Below are 25,044 nucleotides of genomic sequence, written 5' to 3' on the forward strand. Positions count from 1 at the left end.
CGGCCGCCAGGCGGGCCTGGTCGGGATCGTTGCGGATGATGGCGATCTGCTACGGCGTGGCGGGGCCGGGATATTTTCCGCTCACGAAGGTCTGCTCGCTGGTGATCAGCATCGCCTCCACGCCGCGCTTGTCGGTGAAGGCCTGCTGGCGTTCGGCGGCCAGCTTGTTCAGCCTGGCCTGCATGCCGAAGGCGCCTGCGGTGGCCTGGTCGAGCAACTGGTCCAGCGCGGGCTGGATGGCGGCGCGCTTGCTGTAGGCGTTCAGGTCATAGCCAGCGGCCAGCGCGGGGGCGGCTGCCACGGCGCTGATGGCCAGCTTTTGTTCGGCGCCGCCGGTGTAGCTCCTGTAATGCAAATCCAGCGTGGCCGGTATGCTGGCGCGCTGCTGCAGCTCGCGCAGCACCAGCGGGTGGCCGCCGAACTGGTAGCGCAGGAATTGCGCGAAGCGCGCGGCGTCGGCCGCGCTGATGGACGTGCCCTTGAGCGATGCGCGCAACAGTTCGGCGCCGGCGATGCTGTAGCGCGCGGCGCCGCCGGCTTCGTTGCGCTCCAGCGCAGGTTGCGTTTCAGGCGCCGCAGGCGCAGATGCGGAAGCGGGAGCCTCGGTTAGCGTGATCGACAGCGTGTGCTGCTCGTCCACCGGCGTCACCGGCGTCATGTTCTCCTTCACGGAAGCGAGCGCCTTGGAAATGACGGCGCGGTTGCGCAGCTCCATTTCGCGGAAGCCCACCGTGTCGTACAGCGAATAGTCGGTATAGGTCTTGGCGGCGCGGTCGATCTCGATGCGGCGGCGCTTGGCGAAGTCGTAGATCTGGATTTGTTGCGCGGTCTGCACGCTCAGGTAACTGTCGCCCAGCACCACCTGCATGTCGCTGCTGCTGGGCGGCGGTACGTTCTGGCTGTTGGGGCTGGGCGTGGTGATGGTGTCCGCATGCACCTGGAAGGTGGCGGCGGCGTTGGCGGCGCCGTGCAGCAGCAGGAGCGGGGCGAGGCAGAGCGCGTAGCGTGTCATGGTCGGCAATCCAGGACTAATATTGCCAACATTGTAATGCACGGCGGCGCAAGGCGGCCGGCAAAGGTGGGCTGGGTTTATATACAGTATAATCCTGGCATCGCATACAAACACCGCACCCGTGGCTCCGACTTTCCAGCAAGGCTTCATCCTGACCCGCCATTGGCGCGACACCCGCGACGGCACCGAGATCGAATTCTGGCTGGCCACGGACGAGGGACCGCGCAAGGTGAGGCTGGAGGCCCAGACATCCGTCGCCTTCGCCGAGGCGGGCCAGCGCGCGGCCATCGAGGCGCAGCTCGGCCTGTCCGGCCAGCAGCGCGCCGAGGTGCGCGAACTGCCGCTGAAGACCTTCAGCCAGCAGCCGGTGGTGGGCATCTACACCAGCCACTACAAGCAGCTGACGGCGCTGGAGCGCACCCTGCGCGAGCACGGCATCAAGCTCTACGAAGCCGACATCCGCCCGCCCGAACGTTACCTGATGGAGCGCTTCATTACCGCCACCGTGCAGATCGCGGGCGGCGAGCAGCGCGGGCACACCATCACCGGCTGCAAGCTCAAGCCCGCGCCGGAGTACCGGCCCGCGCTCAGAATGGTGTCGCTCGACATAGAAACCAGCGCCTACGAAGACCTGTATTCCATCGCGCTGGAAGGCTGCGGCCAGCGCCAGGTCTACATGCTGGGCGCCGCACCCGAGACATCGCCGCAGCTTGATTTCGCACTGGAGTATTGCGCCACGCCGCGCCAGCTGATAGAAAAGCTGAACGCCTGGTTTCAGCAGCACGACCCGGACGTGATCGTGGGCTGGAGCCTGGTGCAGTTCGACCTGCGCGTGCTGCAAAAGAACGCCGACAAGCACAAGGTGCCGCTGCTGCTGGGCCGCGAGGGCAGGCAGATCGACTGGCGCAAGCACCACGCCAAGCAGGAGTACGTGTTCGCGTCCCTGGCCGGGCGCATCGCGCTGGACGGCATCGAAGCGCTGCGCGCAGCCTCGTGGACTTTCCCGTCCTTCAGCCTGGAGAACGTGGCGCAAACCATGCTGGGCGAGGGCAAGGACATCGGCGACGCCTACGACAAGATGGCCGAGATCGAGCGCCGCTTCCGCGAAGACAAGCCCGCGCTGGCGCTGTACAACCTGAAGGACTGCGAGCTGGTGACGCGCATCTTCGACAAGGCGCGGCTGATGGCCTTCATCCTCGAGCGTTCGCACGTGACCGGGCTGCAGGCCGACCACTTCGGCGGCTCCATCGCCGCCTTCGGCCACCACTACCTCCCGCGCATGCACCGCGAAGGCTACGTGGCGCCCAGTGTCGGCGACATCGAAGTGGGACCGTCGCCCGGCGGTTTCGTGATGGACTCCAAGCCCGGCCTGTACGACTCGGTGGTGGTGCTGGACTACAAAAGCCTGTACCCCTCCATCATCCGCACCTTCATGGTCGATCCGGTGGGGCTGATCGAAGGCGCGGCGGCCGATGCGCAGCAAGGCATACCCGGTTTCCGCGGCGCCGTGTTCTCGCGCGAGAAACACTGCCTGCCCGCCATCGTCAACGCCCTGTCGGCCGGGCGCGACGAGGCCAAGCGGCAGAAGAACGAAGCGCTGTCGCAGGCGCTCAAGCTGCTGATGAACTCCTTCTGCGGCGTGCTGGGCTCGCCCGACTGCCGCTTCTTCAATCCCAAGCTGGTGTCCTCGGTCACGCTGCGCGGGCACGAGATGATGAAGCTCACGCGCGAGCTGGTGGAGGCGGCCGGCTACGACGTGATCTACGGCGACACGGATTCCATTTTCATCTGGCTGAAAAAAGAATACGCGGACGACGCGGCCATCGCCATCGGGCAGGGTCTGGTGGACCATATCAACGCATGGTGGAAGGAAAAGCTCAAGCGCGAGCTGGGCCTGGACAGCCAGCTGGAGATTGAGTTCGACACCCACTACCGCAAGTTCTTCATGCCCACCATACGCGGCACCGATACCGGCAGCAAGAAGCGCTACGCGGGCCTGAGCGTGAACGGCAAGGGCGAGGAGGAGGTGATTTATCGCGGCCTGGAGGTGGCGCGCAGCGACTGGACGCCACTGGCGCACGAATTCCAGAAAGGGCTGTTCAACCGCATCTTCCGCAACCAGCCCTACCAGGACTATGTGCGAGACTACGCGCGCAAGACCGTCTCGGGCGAGTTCGACGAGCTGCTGGTGTACCGCAAGCGCCTGCGGCACCGGCTGGACGAATACCAGGTGAACGTGCCGCCGCAGGTGCGCGCGGCGCGCCTGGCCGACGACTACAACAAGTCCTTGCAGCGGCCGCAGCGCTACCAGAACGGCGGCTGGATCAGCTATTTGATGACCACCAGCGGCGCCGAGCCGCTGGAAGTGGTGAAGTCCGGCATCGACTATGAGCACTACCTGACCAAGCAACTGCAGCCCATCGCCGACGCCATCCTGCTGCCCTTGAACGACAGCTTTGCCGGCCTGACTACGTCACAGGGCAATCTGTTCTGAGTGCGGCGGCGGCCCGCCGGCGCAAGGCTTTAATTGCCGCGATAGGTGGAATAACCGTAAGGGCTGAGCAGCAGCGGAATGTGATAGTGCTGCGCCGGCGCGTCCACCTTGAACTCCACCGGTATGCGCGGGAAGAACGTCTGCTTGCCTTGCTTCGTGTAGTGCTCGCCGGTCTCGAAGACGATGCGGTATTCGCCCGCCGCGATGGTCTTCTCGTCCGGATACAGGGCGGCGATGCGGCCCTGCGCGTTGGTGACGCCATTGGCCAGCGCGCGCCATTGCTCGCCGCTGCGCTGCTCCAGCGTGACGCGGATGCCTTCGGTGGGCTGGCCGTTTTGCAGGTCCAGCACGTGCACGCTGAGTGGATTGGCGGCGGCCGCGGCCGCCGCCAGGGCGAGGGCAAGGCTGAAGGCAAGGTGTTTGATCTGTGGCATGGTGTGCTCCTAAGGGTGGGTGGAAGGGGAAGGCTTGGCGGCGCCGGCCTGGTCGAGCGCTGGCACGGCGGCAATGGCGGCCATCGCGCAGGCGTGGTCGTTGACGGCGCCGCCGCCGCCCGCCACGCCCACCGCGCCTACGGCCTGGCCCTGCACCGTCAGCGGTACGCCACCGCCGAGCAGCAGCAGTTCCGGCAGCGTGTTCAGGTTGCGCGCATCGGGATCGGCTGCGGCCTGGCGCGCCAGGTCCAGCGTGGCCGTCTGCGTGGACAGGGCGGTGTAAGCCTTGCGGCGGCCTGCTTCGATATTGTGCGGACCGGCCGCTTCGGCGCGCTGCAGGGCCAGCAGCTGCCCGCCCCGGTCCAGCACGGCCACCACGATGCCGCGTCCCTTGCCCCGGCAGGCGTCGATGGCGCCGGCGGCAAGCCTGTTGGCGCTGTCCAGCGTGAGTACAGGCTGCCGGAGCAACTGCGCGGCGGCCGGCAGCGCGGCCGTGGCGCCAAGCAGCGCGCCGGTTAGCATAAGGGCGGGTTTCAACATGCTGTCCTCGTTCAGGTGATTGAAGCCGGATTGTGGCATTGCGACACCGACGGCAAGATGATCGCCAGATGATAATTTCGTCATGTTGGCGTGCTGCGCGCGGGGGTAGAATGGCCGTTTGACTGCGTCCGCCGCCATGCCCATCCTGATCATCGAAGACGAGCCGAAAACCGGCGACTACCTGCTGCGCGGCCTGAGCGAGTCCGGCTTCGCGGTGCGGCTTGCCCGCACCGGGCGCGATGGCCTGGCGCTGGCGCGCGAAGGCGAAACCGAGTTGATCGTGCTCGACATCATGTTGCCCGGCATGGACGGATGGCAGGTGCTGGAGGCCTTGCGCGCCGACCCTGCGACCGAGCAAATCCCGGTGCTGTTCCTCACCGCGCGCGACGAAGTGCAGGACCGCGTGCGCGGGCTGGAACTGGGCGCCGACGACTACCTGGTCAAGCCCTTCGCCTTTGTGGAGCTGGTGGCGCGCATCCGCACGCTGCTGCGGCGCGGGCCTGTGCGCGAAGAGGAAGTGCTGCGCATTGGCGACATGGAGATCGACGTGCTGCGCCGGCGCGTGCGCCGCAGCGGCGCCGCCGTCACGCTCACGTCGCAGGAATTCGCCTTGCTGCACTTGCTGGCGCGGCGCCAGGGACAGGTTTTGTCACGTTCGCTGATCGCTTCGCAGGTATGGGACATGAACTTCGACAGCGACACCAATGTGATTGACGCCGCCGTGCGCCGCCTGCGGCGCAAGATCGACGACCCCTTCCAGCAAAAGCTGATCCACACCCGGCGCGGCATGGGCTATGTGTGCGAGGTGGAGGCGTCCGCGCCATGAAAGCCTGGCGCAACTCGCTGGCGGTGCGCGTGACGGCCATGTTCATGCTGATTGTGGCGCTGGCCGCCGCCGCCCTTGGCACCTATTTGTACCGCGCGTTCGTGGACGAGATCGAGCGGCGCGACGACATCCAGCTGATGGGCAAGCTGCGCCAGGTGCAAATACTGCTGGGGCGCCCCGGCGCCGCTGAACTGATACGCAATCAGCCGGAATTCTTCCGCGACACCATGAGCGGCCAGGAGAACTCGCTGGTGCGCTTCGTGGCCCCGGACGGCGCCATACTGGCCGATATCAATGCCAGCGGCGAGCGCTATCCGGCGCCGCCTTCGGCCGGCGCAACGGCGGACCGTGCAGCCATTGCGGATTGGACCAGCAGCCGGGGCGATCCGGGCCGGGTGGTGTCCGCCACGGCCCGCATGGGCGCCGGCGAGGTGACCGTCACCGTGGCCCGCGTGTATGCCGAGCGTGCCGCGCTGTTTACCCGCTATCGGCGCCAGATTGCCGCCGCCTCCGCCGTCAGCGCGCTGGCCGCCGCCTTGTGCGCGGCCTTGCTGCTGCATCGCGGCCTGCGCCCGTTGCGGGTGGTTGCGGCCCATGCGGCGCAGGTCCGCCCGGGCACGCTGGCGCAGCGGCTCGACCCCGGCAAGGCGCCGTCCGAACTGGAACCGCTGATTGCCGCGCTCAATGCCATGCTGGAGCGCCTGCAGCAAGGCTATGCGCGGCTGTCGGGATTTTCCGCCGACCTTGCGCACGAATTCCGCACGCCGGTGACCAACTTGCTCGGGCAGAGCCAGGTCATGCTGGGCCAGGTGCGCAGCGCGGCGGAGTACGAGCAGCTGATCGTATCGAACATCGAAGAGCTGGAGCGGCTGGCGCGCATGATCGAGAGCATGCTGTTCCTGGCGCGCGCAGGGCAGGAAGAGCTGCTGCCGGCCCGCCAGCCGCAGTCCGCACTGGAAGCGATGCGCAAGATGGCGGGGCTGTTCGAGGGCGCCGCCGAGGAGCGCGGGCTGCGCATAGTGTGCGAGGGGGACTGCGCGGTGCTGGCCGATGCCGGCCTGCTGCGGCGCGCGCTGGCCAACCTGCTATCGAACGCGGTGCGCCATGCCGACGAGGGCAGCGTCATTGTGCTGCGGGCCGAGCGGGGCGCCGGTACGGCCTTGATCAGCGTAGCCAATGCGGGCGCGCCGATTGCGCCGGAACACCTGCCGCATCTGTTCGAGCGCTTTTACCGCGCCGACCCGGCGCGCGGCAATGCGGACGGTTCGACCGGGCTGGGGCTGGCCATCGTGCGCGCCATCATGGAACTGCACGGCGGCACGGCAGCGGTCGAGGCCGCGGCGGGACAGACCCGCTTTACGCTCACGTTCGCGGCTGCCGCGCCGTGATGTGCAGTGCAACAAAATAGTCGCGCCCGAGGGTCATTTTTGCGTGCTCAGCCACAGTGGATGCAGTAATATGGAATCATGACTTTCCACCAATGCTGAGCGAGGCTGACATGACTCCCGAGCACGACCGACGCGAAAAATCCCAGGCCACGTCTGAAACTTCCGGCTGGCATTCCCTGGAGTACGTAGTGCGGCAGGCGCTGGAGGTCCAGCGCGACATCGGCACGCCAGCGGCGGAGGACTTCCTGAACAGCATAGGCGTGAACCAGGGCGTGATCGCGCGCGTGCTGGGTCCTGAAGGCAAGATCCGCGTTGCCGACCAGCAAGGCCTGGCGCCCACGCTGGCAGTGTCCGACCTGCCCGTCTCCAGTCCCCGCGCCTACTTCCGCCACGGCCTGATTTAATGAAGGCAGCCGTATTCAGTGCGCGCCGCTACGACAAGACCATGCTGGCGCGCGCCAACGTGGAGGCGGGCCATGAGCTGCTTTTTCTGGATGAGCGCCTGACGGCGGCGAGCGCGCCGCTGGCCGCCGGCTGCGCGGCGGTGTGCGTCTTCGTCAACGACACGGTGGACGCCGAGGTGCTGGCGCTGCTGGCCGCGCAGGGCACGCTGCTGGTGGCCACCCGTTCCACCGGCTACAACCAGATCGACATTGCCGCCGCCGAGCGGCATGGCATTGCCGTGGTGCGCGTGGCCGAGTACTCACCGTATTCGGTGGCCGAGTTTGCAGTCGGCCTGCTGCTGGCGGTCAACCGCAAAATCGCCCGCGCCAGCGTCCGCACGCGCGAAGGCAATTTCGACCTCGATGGCCTGATGGGCTTCGACCTGCACGGCAAAACGGTGGGCGTGATCGGCACCGGCAAGATCGGCACCATCTTCGCGCGCATCATGCTGGGCTTCGGCTGCGCCGTGGTCGGCTACGACCGCTATCCGTCGGCCGCCTTCGAGGAGATGGGAGGGCGCTATGTCCCGGTTGAGGAATTGCTGGCCTGCAGCGACGTGGTGTCGCTGCACTGTCCGCTGACCGAGGACACCCGCCACATCGTCAACGCTGCCGCGCTGGCGCGCGCCAAGCGCGGCAGCATCCTGATCAATACCAGCCGGGGCGGCCTGGTCGATACCGTGGCCGCCACCGAGGCGCTCAAGACCGGCCAGCTGGGCGGCCTGGCGATCGACGTCTACGAGCAGGAAGCCAGCCTGTTTTTCCAGGACCTGTCCTCGGCCATTATTCGCGACGACGTGATCCAGCGGCTGGTGTCTTTTCCCAATGTGATCGTCACCGGCCACCAGGCGTTCTTCACGGAGGAAGCCATCGGCCAGATCATGCAGACCACCATCGCCAGCTTCACCGCGTTTGAGCGCGGCGAGGCGCTGGCGAACCGCGTTACCTCAGGCTGACCATTTCCACTTCGAACACCAGGGCCGCGTTGCCCGGAATCGACGCGCCCGCGCCGCTGGTGCCGTAGCCCATGCTGCTTGGAATGAGCAGGGTGCGCTTGCCGCCCACCCGCATGCCCTGCATGCCCTGGTCCCAGCCCTGGATGACAGCGCCCTGGCCCAGCGTGAAGCTGAAGGGGCCGCGTCCGCTCGAGGAATCGAATTGCGCGCCCTTGAAGCCGGGTGCGGCCGGATCGTACAGCCAGCCGGTGTAGTTGACGGTCAGCGTCTGGCCGTTCTGGGCGGCGGCGCCGCTGCCGGGCAGGGTGTCGGTCACCGTCAGCGCCGCTGGCTGGGCGCTGGCGGGGGATTGCGTGTAGAGCAGGTGGACGCCGCTGGAATAGGTCTCGTCCACGGCCAGCTGCGCCAGCGAGCCGTCGCTGCCGATGCGGTAGCGGGCAACGCGGGTCAGGGCCGTGGCGCCGCTCGCGTCGCTGTGCACCGCCGTCAGTTTCAGGATGGCGCTGGTGCGCGAGTTGCCGTCCGCTTCCAGCGCGTAGCTCAGCACGCGCTTGCCGGGGCTGCCTTGCTTGGCACTGCTGGCGTAGCGCGCCTGGGTGGCGTAGATGCCCTGGTCGCCGATCCTGGCCGCTGCCGGCAGGCTGCGCTGCTCGCCCGTGCTGACGTCGTATTCGCTGCCGGGCTCGGCGTGGCCGAGCAGGGCGTCGCTGCCGTCGAAATAGTCGATGCTGTTCCAGCCCAGGCTGGCGGGGTAGCAGGTCGTCAGGCCCACGCTGACACTGGTTTGCGCCAGCAGCGCGCTGCCGCCCTCGAAGCTGCCGGCGCCCGGCAGCGCGTTGCTGAAGGCCGCGTAGCCGCTGCAGTCGCCCGAAATGGTCAGGTAGTCCGTACCGCCGGCGAAGACGCGCTGGTGGTAGGCCGCGCGCAGCGGGAAGCTGGCCGGCATGCCGTCGTAGGCTACGCCGGCTTCGAGGTAGGCGATGCCGTTTTGCACAACGGCGGCGGTGGCGTTGATGTTTTCCGGGCTGTCGCTGAAACTGGCCAGCACGGCGGCCACGGAGGCGGCTTTGCTGTCGAGGATATTGACCCAGTAGGCTTGGCCGACGGCGTCGCCTTCGCGGTTCAGGACGTTTTTATAGAACTGGGTGACGATGGCGCTATTCGTGGTGGCGCCGGCGTACAGGTTGATGAACTCGGCCGAGCCGACAAAGCCCTGGGCCACGTTGACCAGGCCATAGCCACGGTCGAGCACGCCCATCCAGTAGCCTAGCCCTGATACGTCCGGCGTGCGCGCGAAGGCGGCCCGGTAGAGGCGGTAGGCCTGGCCGGGAACGCCGTCCAGATCGAAGGTGAGCGAAATGTCGCTGAAGCGCAGGCGCGCGGTGGCGGCCACCGTGCGCGGCGCTTCGCTGCCGCGGTTGTCGGTGACCAGGTAGCCGTCGGCGGTTTTGCTGATGCTGTAATTGGCGCGCGCGCCGTTGAGCACGATGAGGGCGGCGCCGGGCTGGGCGGCCGCGGACTGGCGCAGCCGCTGCTGCGCCGCCGGTGCCGTCTCGCTGCCGGCCCCGCCGCCGCAGCCTGCCAGGACGAAAACGAGTGTGGTCAGCAGGCTGGCGTTACGCAGGAAGGGACGCATGTTCGATATTTTCAGTTTTCAAAGCCGCCTAGTGTAGCGTATTGGATTGCGTTGCGGCAATCATGCGCGGGCGCGGCTTCGAGACTGCGGCGCTTACATAAACCTCGCGCTGGGCCTTTTCGTAGGCTCCACCTCCAGCACCTTCGCCAGCTGGGGCTTGTCGATTCTGATCACGTCGCCAAGATCCTTGCGGTCTATCGTGAACAGGGGCTTGCCGTCTTTGGGACTCAGCGCCACCACGGCATCGACCACCAGATAGGAGGTCGCCGGCTCGCGCCAGTCGCTGCCCACCGATTTGACGATGTGGCCGAGATAAATGCATGGCAAGTAGGCCGACGTCGCATTGGTGGTGACGATGGACGACAGCCGGTTTTCGATCTCGCGCGCTTCGCCCTCGCTCTTCGGGTGGTAGAAGGGTTTTGCCTCGTGGGCGCGCTGATTCGTCCAGGCGCCAACCAGCGTTACCACCCACTTGGGATCGGGCTTGGTGCCGCTCTCGTTGGGCTTGTTCCAGCTGTAGCCTTCCCCTTGGTTCGCACGCAGGGAGACTTCAAAGCCGCGTTGCGCGGCGTCGTAGCGCCCCACCACCAGCCCCCCGGTATCGGGCCGGTGCACCGCATAAAGCACGCTGCCTTGGCTCGCCTTGTACGCACTGTCGAGCTGCGCGGTGCTGGCCTTGAGCAAATCGGCGCGTTTGAACGTGTCTTTTTCCTGGCGATAAGCCGGAAGAAAGTCGTAGGCCAACAATGCATGGTCGCGCGCCGCCTTGGACCAGTACATGCCGCGTATGGCGGCAAGATTGGCCGCATTCAGTTTCTCGTCGCCCTCGTTGACTGCATAGTACGGGATGTACTCTCCAATGGGCCGCAGGTTTTGCCGCGTGACGTTGGCGGCGCCGTCCGCAGCGATGGCGGCACTGGCCGCCAGCAGCGCGATGAATGGAAGAAGGAAGCGGGATGTGGAAAACGGTGGCATTCGGATACCTCACAAGAGTATAGACCGGTGAGATAGTGCATCGGGCGCGGCCGCTGCGGCATCATCAAAAGTGATGATTTTATACAGGCAGGCTTGCCAGCAGCCGGATGAGATCCTGAAGGCGCGGCGCCCGGGTTTTTTTCAGCACCGCGCGCAGCTGCGTGCGCGCGGTGGCGACGCTGATGGCGTACTTGCTTGCGTACTGGTCAACGGTGCAGCCGGCCCCCAGCTCATGTGCCAGCCGCGACTCTGCCGGCGAGAGGCCGAACCAGGCGATGAGCTGGCTGGGGCGCGCGCTTGCCCGGCGATCACCGGCGTTGAAGACCAGCACCACCTCGGCGCGCTGCTCCCACAGCATCAGCGCGCGCTCCGCAGGACGGGCGGGAAAGGCCGTCACGTGCTGCTTCGGCAACGGTGGCTGCGGCGCGAGCAGGGCGCTATGCGGCAAGCCGTCGCCGCGCACTCGGCGCACCAGCGCCATCAGGGCGCCGCCTTCCGCCAAGGCGCCCGATTCCAGCTCGGCCTTGGGCACATGCTGTTCCGCGTAGCGGTTCAGGTAGCAAATCCCGCCCTTGCCGTTTACGCCCATCACCCCCTGCTGCAGCGACGACAGCGCCTGCTCGCCGGAATGGATGGCCTGGCTGAGCGACTGGGTATGGATCTGGCTCGCCACGACGGTGCTGAGGTGCCGGCACACTTTGCCGAACATGGCTTCGTCGGCATCGGAAAACGCCTGTCTGCCCCGGCCGTGGTTGAAGCCCACGAAGACGGTCTGTGCCGCGCTGCGGTACAGGCATGAGCCGACGATATAGCGCAGGCCGTGGGGCCGTAGGTAATCCTGGTAGAACGCGCTGCGGCTGGCGAAGCGCTCGTTAAACAGCTTGCTGCACCGGTTGGCCGCGCCGATGGGCTGCGTATCGAAGTAGTTGCGGCGCGGATCGAGGTCGACGAAATTGGCATAGTCGGCTACCGAATCCGCATAGCTGGCTTCAGTGAGGATGTTGGTGACCATTTCGCCGTCCGGCGCCAGGCCGAGCAGATGGCAGACATCCGAGTCGAGCATGCGATTGAGCTTCGCCAGCTCGGACGGCAGGGTATCGGGTTGTAATATGGTGTCGTAAAGACTGACGACTGCGCGATCCCATTGCTCAGCTTCTATTAGCATCTTCATCCTGCGGAAAGGCCGTCGTGCCCGCACGCTTGGTCGGGGTGAGAGGATTCGAACCTCCGGCCTCTGCGTCCCGAACGCAGCGCTCTACCAGGCTGAGCCACACCCCGACGGTGCAGGGCTAAATTACAGCAGAAAATGACGGAAATGGCAACGATGCTGAATCGCCATGGCAACACTGCACGTTTTTCGTGCAAGCGTGGTTTTTTGGTACAAGCGCATTGATATTGCATAAGGCAAATACCTTTTTGATAGAATGATACGGCAGTGTGCATGACATGGTTTGAAGTTCTCCCACCCTGAGAAGACGCCCATTGAACTCACTTCTGGACAATACCGGCGGCCGCAACTATCCGGCCGCCCTCGCTCTCGCCGGCGCCCTGATGGCGCTGTTCTGGCCCCACGGCGGCTGGTATGGCATCCTGGGGGCGCTGGCCTTCCTCGCCGCAGGCGCCTACGCCTGGCTGCAGCTCAGCGGCGGCAAGTCCGACCCGCGCGCCGAAGTGCATGACTATCTTGACGGCCGCCAGCAGTTCGCCGAGGAAGTCACGCCGGTCTGGTGCCGCCACATCGAATCCTCGCGCAGCCAGATGGAAGAGGCGGTGTCCGAACTGGCCAGCCGCTTCTCCACCATCGTCGACAAGCTGGACGACACGCTGCGCCTGTCCAGCGCCGCCGCCGACAGCCAGGATGGCGCCTCCCTGAGCCAGGTGTTCACGCACAGCGAACGCCAGCTGGGCGAGGTGGTCGCCACCATGAAATCGGCGCTGGCCTCCAAGCACGCCATGCTGACCCGCATCCGCGAACTGGAGCAGTTCACGCGCGAGCTGCGCGACATGGCCGAGGGCGTGGCCAGCATTGCCGCGCAGACCAATCTGCTGGCGCTGAACGCGGCCATCGAGGCGGCGCGCGCCGGCCCGGCCGGACGCGGCTTCGCCGTGGTGGCGCAGGAGGTGCGCAACCTGTCCAACCGCTCGGCCGAAACCGGCCGCAGCATCAGCGACCGCGTGGGCAAGATCAGCAGCGCCATCGTATCCGCCTGCAAGGCCGCCACCGAATCGAGCGCGGCCGAGGACCAGGCCATGCAATCATCCGAAGGCACCATCGACGCGGTGCTGCGCGAGTTCCGCAACCTCACCGACGCCATGGCGCAGTCGTCCGAACTGCTCAAGCAGGAGAGCGTCACTATCAAAGGGGAAGTGGGAGAGGCGCTGGTGCAGCTGCAATTCCAGGACCGCGTGAGCCAGGTTCTGGGGCATGTGAGCCACAATATCGGGCTTTTGCCCAGTTTGCTTGACGAGAACCGCCGCCAATTTCAGCATGGCGCTACACTGGAGGCGCCGCACGCCAATGCGCTGCTGGGCGAGCTGGAGAAAACCTATGCAATGGCCGAGGAGCACGCTGTGCACCGGGGCGATCAGAAAGCGATCGCGGCACCGTCCGACGAAGTGACATTTTTCTAGGGAAGCACTATGGCAAAAACCATCATGGTCATCGACGATTCAGCCTCGCTGCGGCAGGTGGTCGGCATTGCGCTGAAAAGCGCGGGTTATGACGTGATCGAAGCGCGCGACGGCATGGATGCGCTGTCCAAGCTGACCGGACAGAAGGTCAACCTGGTGGTGTGCGACGTCAACATGCCCAATATGGATGGGATTACCTTCGTCAAGGAAATCAAGCAGCTACCCAATTACAAGTTCACCCCCGTCATCATGCTGACCACCGAGTCGCAGGAGGCGAAAAAGCGCGAAGGCCAGGCGGCCGGCGCCAAGGCCTGGGTGGTCAAGCCCTTCAAGCCGGAAGTGCTGCTGGGGGCGGTGCAGAAGCTGGTGCTGCCGTGAGCGCGGCCCGCATCGCCATCGACGGCGAACTGAATATCTACCGCGCGGCCGACCTGAAGACCCTGCTGCTGGGCGAGCTGCAGCGCAGCACCAGCCTGGAGGTCGACCTGGCCGGCGTGACCGAAGTCGACAGCGCCGGCCTGCAGGTGCTGATGCTGGCCAAGCAGGCCGCGCGCGCCGACAAGCGCGAGCTGCGCCTCACCGGCCACAGCCCGGCCGTGCTGGACGTGTTTGAACTGCTGGACCTGGGCGCCTGGTTCGGCGACGCCCTGCTGATGGCTCCGCGCAAGGATCACTAAGCGCATCACCGAGCACTCCCCCCGCACTGCCGTACCCTCTCTGGAGGCAAAACGATGGACTTGGACCTGGCGCTACAAACCTTCATCCTGGAAAGCCGCGAACTGCTGGAGGACATGGAGAACGCGTTGCTCAACGCGGGCCACTCCGGCGAGGGCGGGGGCGACGAGGCGGTGCACGCCATCTTCCGCGCGGCCCACACCATCAAGGGCTCGGCCGGGCTGTTCAGCCTGGACCATATCGTGGAATTCACCCACGTGGTGGAAAGCCTGCTCGATGAGGTGCGCGACGGCAAGCTGGCGCTGAGCGACGAACTGATCGTGCTGCTGCTGTCCTGCTGCGACCACCTGTCGGGCATGATCACGGCGCTGGCGGCGGGCCAGACCGAGGCCGACGCCGCCATGCTGGCCGAGGGCAAGCCGCTGATCGTCCAGCTGCGCGCGCAGATGGGCCAGCCAGCCGACGGCGGCCATGGCCAGGCCAGCCATGGCGAAGGCGGCGCGCTGGTGGCGGAAGACCACCCCGGCGTGGAGCGCATGGGCGAGCCGGGCGGCTCCAGCGACGCCTGGCACCTGTCGCTGCGCTTCGGTCCCGACGTGCTGCGCGACGGCATGGACCCGCTGTCCTTTATCCGCTACCTGGGCCAGATCGGCCGCATCGTCGGCATCGTCACGCTGGCCGACGCCATCCCCGCCGCCGAGCAGATGGACCCCGAGACCTGCTACCTGGGCTTTGAAATCGCGCTGGAAACCGAGGCCGACAAGGCCGCCATCGAAGGCGTGTTCGAATTCGTGCAGGACTCCTGCACCCTGCACATCCTGCCGCCGCGCAGCCGGGTCGAGGAGTATGTGCGCCTGATCCGCGAGTTGCCCGAGCAGAAGGCGCTGCTGGGCGACATCCTGGTGCGCTGCGGCTGCATCACCCAGCGCGAACTGGACGCGGCGCTGCAGGTGCAGGCGGCCGCCGGCCACTCGCCGGCCGCCGCGCCGCCGCTGGGCGCGATCCTGGTGGGGCAGGGCACGGCCGAGCCGGCCATGGTGGAGGCCGCGCTGAGCAAGCAGAAGCAGGGCGGCGATCCCAAGCCGGCCGAAAGCCGCTCCATCCGCGTGGACGCCGACAAGCTGGACCTCTTGATCAACCTGGTGGGCGAGCTGATTATCGTGGGCGCTTCGGCCAACCTGATCGCGCGCCAGGTGCGCAACAGCGAGCTGCTCGAATGCACCTCCATGCTGAGCGACCTGGTGGAGCAGGTGCGCGATTCGGCGCTGCAGTTGCGCATGGTGAAAATCGGCGCCACCTTCAACCGCTTCCAGCGCGTGGTGCACGACGTGGCGCGCGAAATCGGCAAGGACATCGGCCTGGCCGTGAGCGGCGAGGACACCGAACTGGACAAGACCGTGGTGGAGAAAATCGGCGACCCGCTGACCCACCTGGTGCGCAACGCCATCGACCACGGTATCGAACCGGCCGAGCTGCGCGCCGAGCGCGGCAAGCCGCTGCGCGGCACCGTGCGCCTGAACGCCTTCCACGACTCGGGCAGCATCGTCATCGAAGTGAGCGACGACGGTGGCGGCCTGGACCGCGAGCGCATCCTGGCCAAGGCCATCGAGCGCGGGCTGATCGAGCCGGACCGCAAGCTGAGCGACCAGGAAATCTACGGCCTGATCTTCGAGCCGGGCTTCTCCACCGCGGCCGCCATCACCAATCTGTCCGGGCGCGGCGTGGGCATGGACGTGGTCAAGCGCAACATCACCGCGCTGCGCGGCACCGTCATGGTGGACAGCGCGCCCGGCCTGGGCACCACGGTCACCGTGCGCCTGCCGCTGACGCTGGCCATTATCGACGGCTTCCTGGTTGGCCTGGGCACGGCCACCTTCGTGGTGCCGCTGGACATGATCGATGAATGCATCGAATTCGCCGCCGAGCCCGGCCACGACTACACCAATCTGCGCGGCCAGGTGCTGCCCTTCATCCGGCTGCGTTCGCTGTTCGGCGTCAGCACGCCGCCGCCGCGGCGCGAAAGCATCGTGGTCGTGAAGCACCAGGGCCAGCGCATCGGCCTGGTGGTGGACGCGCTGCACGGCGAATTCCAGACCGTCATCAAGCCGCTGGGGCGCATGTTCAGCCAGCTGCGCTGCATCAGCGGCTCGACCATCCTGGGCAGCGGCGAGGTGGCCCTGATCCTGGACGTGCCGGCCATCGTCGGGCGCGGCGGCGGAGGCGGCGGTTCGGCCGACACCCCGCAGCTGGCCGCCTGAACACAACAACAAGGAGACCATCATGACAGCTATGGTGCAAGCAGGCCGGGGCACGCCGCCGGCCGCAGTACAGGAGTCGGCCCAGTTCCTGACCTTTATGCTGGGCGGCGAAGTGTTCGCCATCGGCATCCTGGCCATCAAGGAAATCATCGAGTACGAGGGCCTGACCACGGTGCCGCTGATGCCCGAGTGCGTGCGCGGCGTGATCAATCTGCGCGGCGCGGTGGTGCCGGTGATGGACCTCGCGGCGCGTTTCGGCCGCCCCGCCACGCAGATCGGCAAGCGCACCGCCATCGTCATTGTCGAGATCGACGCGGACGGCGAGCAGCAGGTGGTGGGCGTGATGGTGGACGCGGTCAACGCCGTGATCGACATTCCGCCGGCGGACATCGAAAAGGCGCCGCAGTTCGGCGCCCGCATCCGTGCCGAATTCATCGCCGGCATGGGCAAGGTCAACGGCAAGTTCGTGATCCTGCTCAACACCGACCAGGTGCTGTCCGTGTCCGAACTGGAAGCGATGGCGCAGGTTGCCGCCGCGCCCGCCTAAGGAGGCTCTATGCTCAATAACATGACGGTGCGTGCCAAGCTGATCACCCTGGTGGGCGTGAGCCTGCTGGCCCTGCTGATCGTGATGGCGATCGGTATACGCGGCATGCAGCACGACCGCGTGATGCTGGACGACGTGGGCCGCAACAAGCTGCCCTCCGTGCTCAGCCTGCAAACCATCAACCAGGGCATGACGGCGCTGCGCTCGGCCAGCCGGGCCATCGACGCGGTGGCGGCCTATCCCGACGAGTTTGTCGAGGTGGACCGGCTGCTCAAGCGCAAGCAGGAGTTCAACGCGCGCGTGGACAAGGCCTGGAAAATCTACGACGCGCTGCCGCAGGAAACCGAGGAGGCGGTGTTGTGGAAGCAGTTCGTCAAGGAATGGGACGCGTGGAAGGCGGCCGATACGCGCTACGACCAGATGGCGGCCGAGGTGGGCCGCGCCGGCAGCGCCGAGAAACGCAAGGACGCGTTCGCCGCCATGCACACCGAGCTGACCGCGCAGCGCCAGCTGTTTGACGCGGCCGAAGCCTCGCTGGGCAAGGTGGTCGAGCTCAACGAGAAATACGGCACCGCCGCCGTGGCCAACGCTGAAGAGTCCTCCAACCGCGCGCTCACCTTGATGTACGCCGCCGCCGCGCTGGCGCTGCTGCTGCTGATAGGCATAGGCTGGATGATACTGAGCGGTGTGCTGCGCCAGCTGGGCGGGGAGCCGGCGTATGCGGCGGGCATTGTGCATGAAGTGGCGCAGGGCAATTTCGCGGTCGACGTGCAGCTGCGGCCGGGCGACACCAGCAGCCTGTTGTATTCGATGAAGCAGATGGTGGACAAGCTGCTGCAGCAGATCGGCGGCGAGCCGGCTTACGCGGCGCGCATCGTCAACGAAGTGGCGCGCGGCGACCTGATGGTGCAGGTCGACCTGCGGCCCGGCGACAAGGCCAGCCTGCTGTTCGCCATGAAAACCATGATAGACAAGCTGTCCTCGGTGCTGACCGAGGTGAGCAGCGGCGCCCAGGCGCTGGCCAGCGCTTCCGAGGAAATCTCCGCCACCGCGCAGTCGCTGTCGCAGGCGGCCAGCGAGCAGGCCGCTGGCGTGGAGGAAACCAGCGCCTCGGTCGAGCAGATGACCGCTTCGATTGCGCAGAACACCGAGAACGCCAAGGTGACCGACAGCATGGCCGGCCAGGCCTCGGCCCAGGCCGCCGAGGGCGGCTCGGCCGTGAAATCCACGGTGGAAGCGATGACGCAGATCGCCAAGAAAATCAGCATCATCGACGACATTGCCTACCAGACCAATCTGCTGGCGCTGAACGCGGCCATCGAGGCGGCGCGGGCGGGCGAGCACGGCAAGGGCTTCGCCGTGGTGGCGGCCGAGGTGCGCAAGCTGGCCGAGCGCTCGCAGGTGGCGGCGCAGGAGATCAGCGAAGTGGCCGGCAGCAGCGTGGAGCTGGCGCAAAAAGCCGGCAAGCTGCTCGACGAGATGGTGCCGAGCATCAAGAAAACCTCCGACCTGGTGCAGGAGATCACGGCCGCGTCCGAAGAGCAATCGAGCGGCGTGGCGCAGATCAACTCCGCGATAGGCCAGCTCAGCCAGACCACCCAGCAGAACGCCTCCAGTTCCGAAGAGCTGGCCGCCACCGCCGAGGAGATGAGCGGCCAGGCCGAGCAGCTGCAGCAGGCGGTGGCCTTCTTCCGGGTGGAAGGCAGCGACCGGCGTCCGCCGCCGCGCCGCGCCGCCACCGCGCCGGTGCGCGGCCGGAGCGCGCCCAGCACGCGCACCCTGGTGGTCGAGACCGAGCCGGACGACAGCAATTTCGTGCGCTTCTGAGCCGGGGGCGGGACGGGTGCTTGCGCAGCCGTCCCGTATCGCCTAGCATGGCCGCCTCAACGAACCACAGGAGGCGGCCATGGCCATCACCATCTACCACAACAACGCCTGCAGCAATTCGCGCGGCGCGCTGGCGCTGATACGCGAGAGCGGCGTCGAGCCCGAGATTATCGACTACCTGAACGCGCCGCCCACGCGCGCGCGCCTGCAAGAGCTGATTGCGCAAGCCGGGCTGACGGTGCGCGGCGCCATGCGCGACAAGGGCGAGCTGTACGACCAGCTCGGCCTGGCCGACCCCAGCCTGGGCGACGCCGCCCTGCTGGACGCCATGATGGCGCATCCCAGCCTCATCAACCGCCCCTTCGTCGTCACCGCCAAAGGCGTGCGCCTGTGCCGCCCGCCCGCGCTGGTCCACGAAATCCTGTAGCCATTCCGTAGCCAAAAACCAAAAAGGGGTCAGGGTTAGTTTTCCCACGCGAGAAAACTAACCCTGCCCCCTTTTTGGTTGACGGCAAGCTGCTTAGTGGGTGCGGTCGACGGCGAAGCGGGCCAGTTGCAGCAGGGCGTCTTTGTAGACGCTGGCGGGCAGGCCGGAGACGGCGTCGGCGGCGCGCTCGGCGGCCACTTCGGCGGCGCGGCGGGTGTAGTCCAGCGCGCCGCTGCCGGTGATGGCGGCAAGGATGGTGTCGAAGTGCTGCTCGTCGCCATTCTCGATGCAGGAGCGCACCAGCTGGCGCTGCTCTTCGGTGCCGTGGCTCATCAGCCAGATCAGCGGCAGCGTCGGCTTGCCTTCGCGCAGGTCGTCGCCCACGTTCTTGCCGATCTCGGCGGCGTCGCCGGCGTAGTCGAGCACGTCGTCGATCAGCTGGAAGGCGGTGCCCAGCGAGCGGCCGTATTCGCCGGCGGCGGCGATCTGCTCGTCATTGGCGCCGGAGATCAGCGCACCCAGCTCGGCCGCCGCTTCGAACAGCTTGGCGGTCTTGGAGCGGATCACCTGCAGGTAGCGCTCCTCGCTCACGTCCGGGTCGTGCATGTTAAGCAGTTGCAATACTTCGCCTTCGGCGATCACATTGGTGGCGTCCGACAGGATCTGCATCACGCGCATGCTGTTCAGCGAGACCATCATCTGGAAGGCGCGCGAGTACAGGAAGTCGCCCACCAGCACCGAGGCGGCGTTGCCGAACAGGGCGTTGGCGGTGGCGCGCCCGCGGCGCAGCGACGATTCGTCCACCACGTCGTCGTGCAGCAGGGTGGCGGTGTGGATGAATTCGACCACGGCGGCCAGCTCGTGGTGGGCCGCGCCTTGATAAGAGTAGGCGTTGGCCACCAGCAGCACGAGCACGGGACGGATGCGCTTGCCGCCGGCGCTGATGATATATTCCGCGATCTGGTTAACCAGCGGCACTTCGGAGTGCAGGCGCTGGCGGATCACCACATTCACCGCGTCCATATCGGCGGCGATGGTCTGGGTGATGGTGTTGGAGTTGGCGTGTTGGGTAGCGGCAGACAAGGCAAACCTGCAAGGGTGAGTGAAGTGCCGCGATTATACGTCATGCCCCGGCTGTGGTGGCGATTGCCATAGGGGATGTCGGCTTGGCAAGTCCGCCGCCCCGGCCCGGCGGCAATATTGCCGACATACCATGCTCGCCAAGAATTTGGAATACTCTTTGACGCAAATTTTCAGTTTGTGTATAATCGCAGGTTCTCCCCGTTCCACACTGTTGTTCTGCGGTACGCAGCGGAGGATTCTTTTAACATTTGATGAGGTTTCAAATCATGTACGCGGTCATAAAAACCGGTGGCAAACAGTATAAAGTTGTCGCTGGCGAAAAACTCAAAGTAGAACAGATACCTGCTGACATTGGTTCCGAACTCACCATCGATCAAGTACTCGCGGTTGGCGAGGGCGAAGCCATCAAGTTTGGCACGCCCCTGGTCGCAGGTGCTACGGTTCAGGTGAAAGTAGTTTCCCAAGGTCGTCACGACAAGGTCAAGATCTTCAAAATGCGTCGTCGTAAGCATTACCAGAAGCATCAGGGCCATCGCCAGAACTACACCGAAATCCAGATCGTTTCGATCAACGGCTAATCGTCGTCTTTAACTACAGCTAATTTAGGAGCTAATAAATGGCACACAAAAAAGGCGGCGGCACAACCCGCAACGGCCGCGACTCGGAATCAAAACGCCTGGGCGTTAAAGTGTACGGCGGTCAATCGATCAATGCTGGCGGCATCATCATTCGTCAACGCGGCACCCCAGTGCGCGCTGGCGAAGGCGTAGGCACCGGCAAGGACCACACCCTGTTCGCCCTGGTGGACGGCAAGGTGAAGTTCGTTGTCAAAGGCCCGGACTCGCACCAGTTCGTGACCGTAGTAGCCGCTTAATACAGCGCTACCACGCAAAGTAAGGCGCAAGCCTTCAATCGAAAGGCTCTGCCAACGGTAGAGCCTTTTTAGTTTTATGGCGGCACATTATGAAGTTTATCGACGAAGCACGAATTGAAGTGATCGCCGGCAGCGGCGGCAACGGCTGCGCCTCTTTCTGCCGTGAGAAGTTCCGCCCCTTCGGCGGCCCTGACGGCGGCGACGGCGGCAAAGGCGGCTCCATCTGGGCCATCGCCGACCGCAACGTCAACACCCTGGTCGACTACCGCTATTCGAAAATGCACCGCGCCAAGGACGGCGAATCGGGCCGCGGCTCGGATTGCTACGGCAAGGGCGCGGACGATATCTACCTGCGCATGCCGGTGGGCACCCTGATCATCGACGAAGTCAACGGCGACATCATCGCCGACATGACCGAGCACGGCCAGACTGAATTGCTGGCGCTGGGCGGCGAGGGCGGCTGGGGCAATATCCACTTCAAAACGTCGACGAACCGTGCGCCGCGCCAGAAGACCGAAGGCAAGGAAGGGATGCGCCGCGAGCTGCGCCTGGAATTGAAAGTGCTGGCCGACGTCGGCCTGCTGGGCATGCCGAACGCCGGCAAGTCCACTTTCATCACGGCCGTGTCCAACGCCAAGCCGAAGATCGCCGATTACCCGTTCACGACGCTGCACCCGAACCTGGGCGTGGTGCGCGTGTCGCATGAAAAATCCTTCGTCATCGCCGACATTCCCGGCCTGATCGAAGGCGCCGCCGAAGGCGCCGGCCTGGGCCACCAGTTCCTGCGCCACCTGCAGCGTACCGGCCTGCTGCTGCACATTGTGGACCTGGCCCCGTTCGAGGACGCCGCCGATCCGGTCAAGGAAGCCAAGGCCCTGGTCAAGGAACTGAAGAAGTACGACGAGGCGCTGGTGGACAAGCCGCGCTGGCTGGTGCTCAACAAGCTGGACGTGATACCGGAAGCCGAACGCGCCAAGCGCGTGAAGGATTTCGTGAAGAAGTTCGGTTTCAAGGGACCGGTGTTCGAGATCTCCGCCCTGAGCCACGAAGGCACGCAGGAACTGGTCAACGCCATCTATATGCACCTGGAGCAAGTGAAGCACAGCGAACAGCGTGCCGAAGAAACCCAGATGACGGAAGAGGCGCGCGGCATTTCCTCGATCGATCCGGATGATCCCCGTTTCAAAATCCTGGACTAAAATCCGGGACTGAGTTGCTACTGAGATTCAGTAACTCGCAATAACTCTGCAACAACGGCATAATCAGCTATTCGCTGATTTGCATTCCCATCAACAGTGCCGGCCCGCCATCATGGGCCGGCGCTGTCTGCGGCAAGGCAGGGCAACCCGCCCTTCGAAAATCAAGCAAGGCACGACTTGGCAGCGCAGCGCGCGCCGGGACTATCGAGTTGATTGAGTGAGAACCGCCGCATCATGAATTCCGTCATACAGAAATCCACCCGCATCATCATCAAGGTCGGCTCCTCGCTGGTCACCAACGACGGGCGCGGCCTGGACCACGCCGCCATCGCGCGCTGGGCCGCCCAGATCGCCGCCTTGCGCGCGCTGGGCAAGGAAGTGGTGCTGGTCAGCTCGGGCGCCATCGCCGAGGGCATGCTGCGCCTGGGCTTCGAGGCCCGCCCCACCGACATCCACGAACTGCAGGCCTGCGCCGCCGTGGGCCAGATGGGCCTGGCGCAGATCTACGAGACCAGCTTCCGCGCCCACCAGCTGGGCACGGCGCAAGTGCTGCTGACCCACGCCGACCTGGCGGACCGCGAACGCTACCTGAACGCGCGCTCCACGCTGACCACCTTGCTGCGCCTGGGCATAGTCCCCATCATCAACGAGAACGACACCGTGGTCACCGACGAGATCAAGTTCGGTGACAACGACACCCTGGGCGCCCTGGTAGCCAACCTGATCGAGGCCGACGCGCTGATCATCCTGACCGACCAGCGCGGCCTGTTCAGCGCGGACCCGCGCAAGGATCCGTCGGCCTACCTGATCGCGCAGGGCCGCGCCGGCGACCTGGCGCTGGAGGCGATGGCGGGCGGCGCCGGCTCCAGCCTTGGGCGCGGCGGCATGCTGACCAAGATCCTGGCGGCCAAGCGCGCCGCCAAGTCCGGCGCGCATACGGTGATCGCGTTCGGGCGCGAGGAAAATGTGCTGACGCGGCTGGCCGGCGGCGAAGCCATCGGCACCGAGCTGTCGGCGCAGACCGGGCACCTGACGGCGCGCAAGCAGTGGATGGCCGACCATCTGCACACGGCCGGCCAGGTGGTGCTGGACGCGGGCGCGGTGCAAAAGCTGAGCAAGGAAGGCAAGTCGCTGCTGCCTATCGGCGTGATCGACGTGAAGGGCGAGTTCGGACGCGGCGCGGTGATTACCTGCGTGGCGGAAGACGGCAGCGCCGTCGCGCGCGGGCTGTCGAACTACAGCAGCGCGGAGGCGCGCAAGATCAAGCGCAAGCCGTCGGCCGAGATCGAGTCCGTGCTCGGCTACCTCGAAGGCCACGAGCTGATACACCGGGACAATATGGTCCTGCTGTAATGGCGGGTTAGGCGCGTGCGCCGTAACCCGCCTTTAGACGCCGGCCGGAATCGGGCTCTTGCCCTTGAACTCGCACAGGTCGGCGATGATGCAGTTCCAGCACTGCGGCTTGCGCGCCATGCAGGTGTAGCGGCCGTGCAGTATCAGCCAGTGGTGGGCGTCCAGCAGGAACTCTTTCGGCACGAACTTCATCAGCTTTTCCTCGACGATGTCCACGTTCTTGCCCGGCGCGATGCCGGTGCGGTTGGACACGCGGAAGATATGCGTATCCACCGCCATGGCGATCTCGCCGAAGGCCGTGTTGAGCACCACGTTGGCGGTCTTGCGGCCCACGCCGGGCAGCTCCACCAGCTCCTCGCGCGTGCGCGGCACTTCGCCGCCGTGCTTGTCCACCAGTATCTGGCAGGTGGCCAGCACGTTCTTGGCCTTGGTCTTGTACAGGCCTATGGTCTTGATGTAGTCGGTCAGTTCGTCCAGCCCCAGGTCCAGCATGGCTTGCGGCGTGTTCGCCACCGGATACAAGCGCCGCGTGGCCTTGTTCACGCCCACGTCGGTCGCTTGCGCCGACAGCAGCACGGCGATCAGCAGCTCGAACGGCGTCGTATATTCCAGCTCGGTTTTCGGGGAGGGATTGGCCGCGCGCAGGCGGCTGAAGATTTCGTGGCGCTTAGTGGCATTCATTCGCTGCGTTCATTCCGTTTTCTCGTTCTTTGCCGCTTCGGCCTTCAGGCGCGCGCGCTCCATCGCCGCGGCGATAATGGCGCGCTTGCGTTCCTTCTCCGCTTCGCCGGCCGCCGTGCCCGGATCCAGCGCTTCCACCGCCTTCATTTTCTCCGCCGCCTTGGCCGCCAGCCGGGCGTCGTTCTCTTCGCTTTCGCGGCGCAAGCGCATGGCGCGGAAGTCGTGCCGCTCGCGCGCCGCGTCGGCGTCGGCCTGCGGCCAGGCTTGCCAGCCCGTGCTCTCCGTGACCGGGAACATGACGATGCAGTCCACCGGGCAGGGGTTCACGCACAGGTCGCAGCCGGTGCACAGCTCCGGCACGATGGTGTGCATCTGCTTGGCCGCGCCCACGATGGCGTCCACCGGGCAGGCCTGGATGCACAGCGTGCAGCCTATGCACAGCGCCTCGTCGATATAGGCCACCGCGCGCGGCCGCTCCAGGCCGTTGACCGGGTTGAGCGGGATGACGGGATAGCCGGTGACGGCCGACAGGCGCGCGATGCCTTCGGCGCCGCCCGGGGGGCACTGGTTGATGCCCGCATTGCCGGCGGCGATCGCTTCGGCGTAGGGGCGGCAGCCGTTGTAGCCGCACTTGGTGCACTGCGTTTGCGGCAGCGCGTCTTCAATGCGGTCGGCGAGGGAGGGAGGCGCGGCGTCTGGCACGGCTAAGTCGGTGGTGATGAATATGGCATTATCCGATATCTGCGGGCGGCAGGCTGGAAAAACCTTCCAGCGTGCGGGGAATC

25 protein-coding genes and 1 tRNA gene are annotated in these 25,044 nt (G+C 65.9%); 16 read left to right on the plus strand and 10 right to left on the minus strand.

Annotated features, from left to right (window positions below):
• Positions 1 to 49: 49 nt before the first annotated feature.
• On the minus strand, positions 50 to 1,012 hold the full coding sequence (locus tag KT882_RS07760) for a hypothetical protein (protein WP_228895182.1): 963 nt from the start codon (positions 1,010 to 1,012) through the stop codon (positions 50 to 52).
• A 121-nt stretch (positions 1,013 to 1,133) separates the two neighbouring features.
• Here KT882_RS07760 and KT882_RS07765 point away from each other — a divergent pair, with 121 nt between their 5' ends.
• Complete coding sequence (locus KT882_RS07765) at positions 1,134 to 3,506, plus strand: DNA polymerase II (RefSeq protein ID WP_228895184.1); 2,373 nt, start codon at positions 1,134 to 1,136, stop codon at positions 3,504 to 3,506.
• Between the two features lie 29 nt (positions 3,507 to 3,535).
• On the opposite strand, the gene uraH is transcribed toward KT882_RS07765, so the two are convergent.
• Together uraH and KT882_RS07775 are read right to left on the minus strand one after the other, a co-directional pair.
• On the minus strand, positions 3,536 to 3,940 hold the full coding sequence (gene uraH / locus KT882_RS07770; protein WP_228895186.1) for a hydroxyisourate hydrolase: 405 nt from the start codon (positions 3,938 to 3,940) through the stop codon (positions 3,536 to 3,538).
• A gap of 9 nt (positions 3,941 to 3,949) precedes the next feature.
• Entirely contained in the window at positions 3,950 to 4,480 is a 531-nt protein-coding gene (locus KT882_RS07775; protein ID WP_161072618.1) for a GlcG/HbpS family heme-binding protein, read from the minus strand.
• A 136-nt stretch (positions 4,481 to 4,616) separates the two neighbouring features.
• On the opposite strand from KT882_RS07775, the gene KT882_RS07780 reads away from it, so the two are divergent.
• The 4 genes from KT882_RS07780 to KT882_RS07795 all read left to right on the plus strand — a co-directional run bounded on the left by KT882_RS07780 (position 4,617) and on the right by KT882_RS07795 (position 8,093).
• On the plus strand, positions 4,617 to 5,306 hold the full coding sequence (locus KT882_RS07780; protein WP_228896570.1) for a heavy metal response regulator transcription factor: 690 nt from the start codon (positions 4,617 to 4,619) through the stop codon (positions 5,304 to 5,306).
• Complete coding sequence (locus KT882_RS07785) at positions 5,303 to 6,694, plus strand: heavy metal sensor histidine kinase (protein ID WP_161072513.1); 1,392 nt, start codon at positions 5,303 to 5,305, stop codon at positions 6,692 to 6,694. Before KT882_RS07780 ends, KT882_RS07785 begins: the two co-directional genes overlap by 4 nt.
• Positions 6,695 to 6,804: 110 nt before the next feature.
• Positions 6,805 to 7,098, plus strand: a complete 294-nt coding sequence (locus KT882_RS07790) for a hypothetical protein (RefSeq protein ID WP_228895188.1) — start codon at positions 6,805 to 6,807, stop codon at positions 7,096 to 7,098.
• On the plus strand, positions 7,098 to 8,093 hold the full coding sequence (locus tag KT882_RS07795; protein ID WP_228895190.1) for a 2-hydroxyacid dehydrogenase: 996 nt from the start codon (positions 7,098 to 7,100) through the stop codon (positions 8,091 to 8,093). The genes KT882_RS07790 and KT882_RS07795 overlap by 1 nt, the downstream gene beginning before the upstream one ends.
• Here the strand turns inward: KT882_RS07795 and KT882_RS07800 are convergent.
• The 4 genes from KT882_RS07800 to KT882_RS07815 form a co-directional block, all read right to left on the minus strand.
• Complete coding sequence (locus KT882_RS07800) at positions 8,080 to 9,729, minus strand: FKBP-type peptidyl-prolyl cis-trans isomerase (protein WP_161072510.1); 1,650 nt, start codon at positions 9,727 to 9,729, stop codon at positions 8,080 to 8,082. The genes KT882_RS07795 and KT882_RS07800 overlap by 14 nt on opposite strands.
• 93 nt (positions 9,730 to 9,822) lie before the next feature.
• Complete coding sequence (locus KT882_RS07805) at positions 9,823 to 10,704, minus strand: hypothetical protein (protein ID WP_228895192.1); 882 nt, start codon at positions 10,702 to 10,704, stop codon at positions 9,823 to 9,825.
• 79 nt (positions 10,705 to 10,783) lie between these two features.
• A complete protein-coding gene (locus KT882_RS07810; RefSeq protein ID WP_228895194.1) occupies positions 10,784 to 11,869 on the minus strand; it encodes a helix-turn-helix transcriptional regulator in 1,086 nt (361 codons plus the stop codon).
• Positions 11,870 to 11,905: 36 nt separating this feature from the next.
• A tRNA-Pro gene (locus KT882_RS07815) sits at positions 11,906 to 11,982 on the minus strand.
• A 204-nt stretch (positions 11,983 to 12,186) separates the two neighbouring features.
• On the opposite strand from KT882_RS07815, the gene KT882_RS07820 reads away from it, so the two are divergent.
• From KT882_RS07820 to arsC, 7 genes are all read left to right on the plus strand, one after another.
• Positions 12,187 to 13,335: a methyl-accepting chemotaxis protein gene (locus KT882_RS07820; protein ID WP_228895196.1), complete on the plus strand. Its 1,149-nt coding sequence runs from the start codon at positions 12,187 to 12,189 to the stop codon at positions 13,333 to 13,335.
• A gap of 9 nt (positions 13,336 to 13,344) precedes the next feature.
• The gene (locus KT882_RS07825; RefSeq protein WP_107876323.1) at positions 13,345 to 13,713 is read left to right on the plus strand and encodes a response regulator; all 369 of its coding nucleotides are present in this window, start codon (positions 13,345 to 13,347) and stop codon (positions 13,711 to 13,713) included.
• On the plus strand, positions 13,710 to 14,012 hold the full coding sequence (locus KT882_RS07830) for an STAS domain-containing protein (protein WP_161072507.1): 303 nt from the start codon (positions 13,710 to 13,712) through the stop codon (positions 14,010 to 14,012). Before KT882_RS07825 ends, KT882_RS07830 begins: the two co-directional genes overlap by 4 nt.
• A gap of 54 nt (positions 14,013 to 14,066) precedes the next feature.
• On the plus strand, positions 14,067 to 16,268 hold the full coding sequence (locus KT882_RS07835) for a chemotaxis protein CheA (RefSeq protein WP_228895198.1): 2,202 nt from the start codon (positions 14,067 to 14,069) through the stop codon (positions 16,266 to 16,268).
• A 22-nt stretch (positions 16,269 to 16,290) separates the two neighbouring features.
• Positions 16,291 to 16,815 carry a chemotaxis protein CheW gene (locus KT882_RS07840; RefSeq protein ID WP_228895200.1) on the plus strand — a complete coding sequence of 175 codons (525 nt, stop codon included), beginning with the start codon at positions 16,291 to 16,293 and terminating at the stop codon, positions 16,813 to 16,815.
• 9 nt (positions 16,816 to 16,824) lie between these two features.
• Positions 16,825 to 18,642 (plus strand): HAMP domain-containing methyl-accepting chemotaxis protein, encoded by a 1,818-nt coding sequence (locus tag KT882_RS07845; RefSeq protein ID WP_228895202.1) that lies wholly within the window; start codon positions 16,825 to 16,827, stop codon positions 18,640 to 18,642.
• A 79-nt stretch (positions 18,643 to 18,721) separates the two neighbouring features.
• Positions 18,722 to 19,069, plus strand: coding sequence for an arsenate reductase (glutaredoxin) (arsC, locus tag KT882_RS07850; RefSeq protein WP_161072503.1), 348 nt, complete (start codon positions 18,722 to 18,724; stop codon positions 19,067 to 19,069).
• 93 nt (positions 19,070 to 19,162) lie between these two features.
• Here the strand turns inward: arsC and ispB are convergent, their stop codons facing one another.
• Positions 19,163 to 20,152 (minus strand): octaprenyl diphosphate synthase, encoded by a 990-nt coding sequence (ispB, locus tag KT882_RS07855; protein ID WP_161072502.1) that lies wholly within the window; start codon positions 20,150 to 20,152, stop codon positions 19,163 to 19,165.
• Positions 20,153 to 20,418: 266 nt separating this feature from the next.
• Here ispB and rplU point away from each other — a divergent pair, with 266 nt between their 5' ends.
• The 4 genes from rplU (at position 20,419) to proB (ending at position 23,578) form a co-directional block, all read left to right on the plus strand.
• Positions 20,419 to 20,730: a 50S ribosomal protein L21 gene (gene rplU / locus KT882_RS07860; RefSeq protein WP_057153473.1), complete on the plus strand. Its 312-nt coding sequence runs from the start codon at positions 20,419 to 20,421 to the stop codon at positions 20,728 to 20,730.
• A 38-nt stretch (positions 20,731 to 20,768) separates the two neighbouring features.
• Entirely contained in the window at positions 20,769 to 21,026 is a 258-nt protein-coding gene (gene rpmA / locus KT882_RS07865; RefSeq protein WP_161072501.1) for a 50S ribosomal protein L27, read from the plus strand.
• Positions 21,027 to 21,115: 89 nt separating this feature from the next.
• Complete coding sequence (gene obgE / locus KT882_RS07870) at positions 21,116 to 22,225, plus strand: GTPase ObgE (RefSeq protein ID WP_161072500.1); 1,110 nt, start codon at positions 21,116 to 21,118, stop codon at positions 22,223 to 22,225.
• Between the two features lie 234 nt (positions 22,226 to 22,459).
• Positions 22,460 to 23,578 (plus strand): glutamate 5-kinase, encoded by a 1,119-nt coding sequence (proB, locus tag KT882_RS07875; RefSeq protein WP_161072499.1) that lies wholly within the window; start codon positions 22,460 to 22,462, stop codon positions 23,576 to 23,578.
• A 33-nt stretch (positions 23,579 to 23,611) separates the two neighbouring features.
• On the opposite strand, the gene nth is transcribed toward proB, so the two are convergent.
• Both nth and rsxB read right to left on the minus strand, forming a co-directional pair.
• Positions 23,612 to 24,259: an endonuclease III gene (nth, locus tag KT882_RS07880; RefSeq protein ID WP_228895204.1), complete on the minus strand. Its 648-nt coding sequence runs from the start codon at positions 24,257 to 24,259 to the stop codon at positions 23,612 to 23,614.
• Positions 24,260 to 24,268: 9 nt separating this feature from the next.
• Positions 24,269 to 24,961 (minus strand): electron transport complex subunit RsxB, encoded by a 693-nt coding sequence (gene rsxB, locus KT882_RS07885; RefSeq protein WP_228895207.1) that lies wholly within the window; start codon positions 24,959 to 24,961, stop codon positions 24,269 to 24,271.
• Positions 24,962 to 25,044: the final 83 nt, after the last annotated feature.

This window comes from Pseudoduganella aquatica, assembly GCF_020865585.1.
Classification (GTDB): Bacteria; Pseudomonadota; Gammaproteobacteria; order Burkholderiales; family Burkholderiaceae_D; genus Rugamonas; species Rugamonas aquatica_A.

Excerpts from the sequence above, each read along its gene's own strand:
- KT882_RS07760 (WP_228895182.1), bottom strand. The coding sequence starts at position 1,012 with ATGACACGCTACGCGCTCTGCCTCGCCCCGCTCCTGCTGCTGCACGGC.
- uraH (WP_228895186.1), bottom strand. The coding sequence starts at position 3,940 with ATGCCACAGATCAAACACCTTGCCTTCAGCCTTGCCCTCGCCCTGGCG.
- KT882_RS07775 (WP_161072618.1), bottom strand. The coding sequence starts at position 4,480 with ATGTTGAAACCCGCCCTTATGCTAACCGGCGCGCTGCTTGGCGCCACG.
- KT882_RS07780 (WP_228896570.1), top strand. The coding sequence starts at position 4,617 with ATGCCCATCCTGATCATCGAAGACGAGCCGAAAACCGGCGACTACCTG.
- KT882_RS07785 (WP_161072513.1), top strand. The coding sequence starts at position 5,303 with ATGAAAGCCTGGCGCAACTCGCTGGCGGTGCGCGTGACGGCCATGTTC.
- KT882_RS07790 (WP_228895188.1), top strand. The coding sequence starts at position 6,805 with ATGACTCCCGAGCACGACCGACGCGAAAAATCCCAGGCCACGTCTGAA.
- KT882_RS07795 (WP_228895190.1), top strand. The coding sequence starts at position 7,098 with ATGAAGGCAGCCGTATTCAGTGCGCGCCGCTACGACAAGACCATGCTG.
- KT882_RS07800 (WP_161072510.1), bottom strand. The coding sequence starts at position 9,729 with ATGCGTCCCTTCCTGCGTAACGCCAGCCTGCTGACCACACTCGTTTTC.
- KT882_RS07805 (WP_228895192.1), bottom strand. The coding sequence starts at position 10,704 with ATGCCACCGTTTTCCACATCCCGCTTCCTTCTTCCATTCATCGCGCTG.
- KT882_RS07810 (WP_228895194.1), bottom strand. The coding sequence starts at position 11,869 with ATGCTAATAGAAGCTGAGCAATGGGATCGCGCAGTCGTCAGTCTTTAC.
- KT882_RS07825 (WP_107876323.1), top strand. The coding sequence starts at position 13,345 with ATGGCAAAAACCATCATGGTCATCGACGATTCAGCCTCGCTGCGGCAG.
- KT882_RS07835 (WP_228895198.1), top strand. The coding sequence starts at position 14,067 with ATGGACTTGGACCTGGCGCTACAAACCTTCATCCTGGAAAGCCGCGAA.
- KT882_RS07840 (WP_228895200.1), top strand. The coding sequence starts at position 16,291 with ATGACAGCTATGGTGCAAGCAGGCCGGGGCACGCCGCCGGCCGCAGTA.
- KT882_RS07845 (WP_228895202.1), top strand. The coding sequence starts at position 16,825 with ATGCTCAATAACATGACGGTGCGTGCCAAGCTGATCACCCTGGTGGGC.
- arsC (WP_161072503.1), top strand. The coding sequence starts at position 18,722 with ATGGCCATCACCATCTACCACAACAACGCCTGCAGCAATTCGCGCGGC.
- rplU (WP_057153473.1), top strand. The coding sequence starts at position 20,419 with ATGTACGCGGTCATAAAAACCGGTGGCAAACAGTATAAAGTTGTCGCT.
- rpmA (WP_161072501.1), top strand. The coding sequence starts at position 20,769 with ATGGCACACAAAAAAGGCGGCGGCACAACCCGCAACGGCCGCGACTCG.
- obgE (WP_161072500.1), top strand. The coding sequence starts at position 21,116 with ATGAAGTTTATCGACGAAGCACGAATTGAAGTGATCGCCGGCAGCGGC.
- proB (WP_161072499.1), top strand. The coding sequence starts at position 22,460 with ATGAATTCCGTCATACAGAAATCCACCCGCATCATCATCAAGGTCGGC.
- nth (WP_228895204.1), bottom strand. The coding sequence starts at position 24,259 with ATGAATGCCACTAAGCGCCACGAAATCTTCAGCCGCCTGCGCGCGGCC.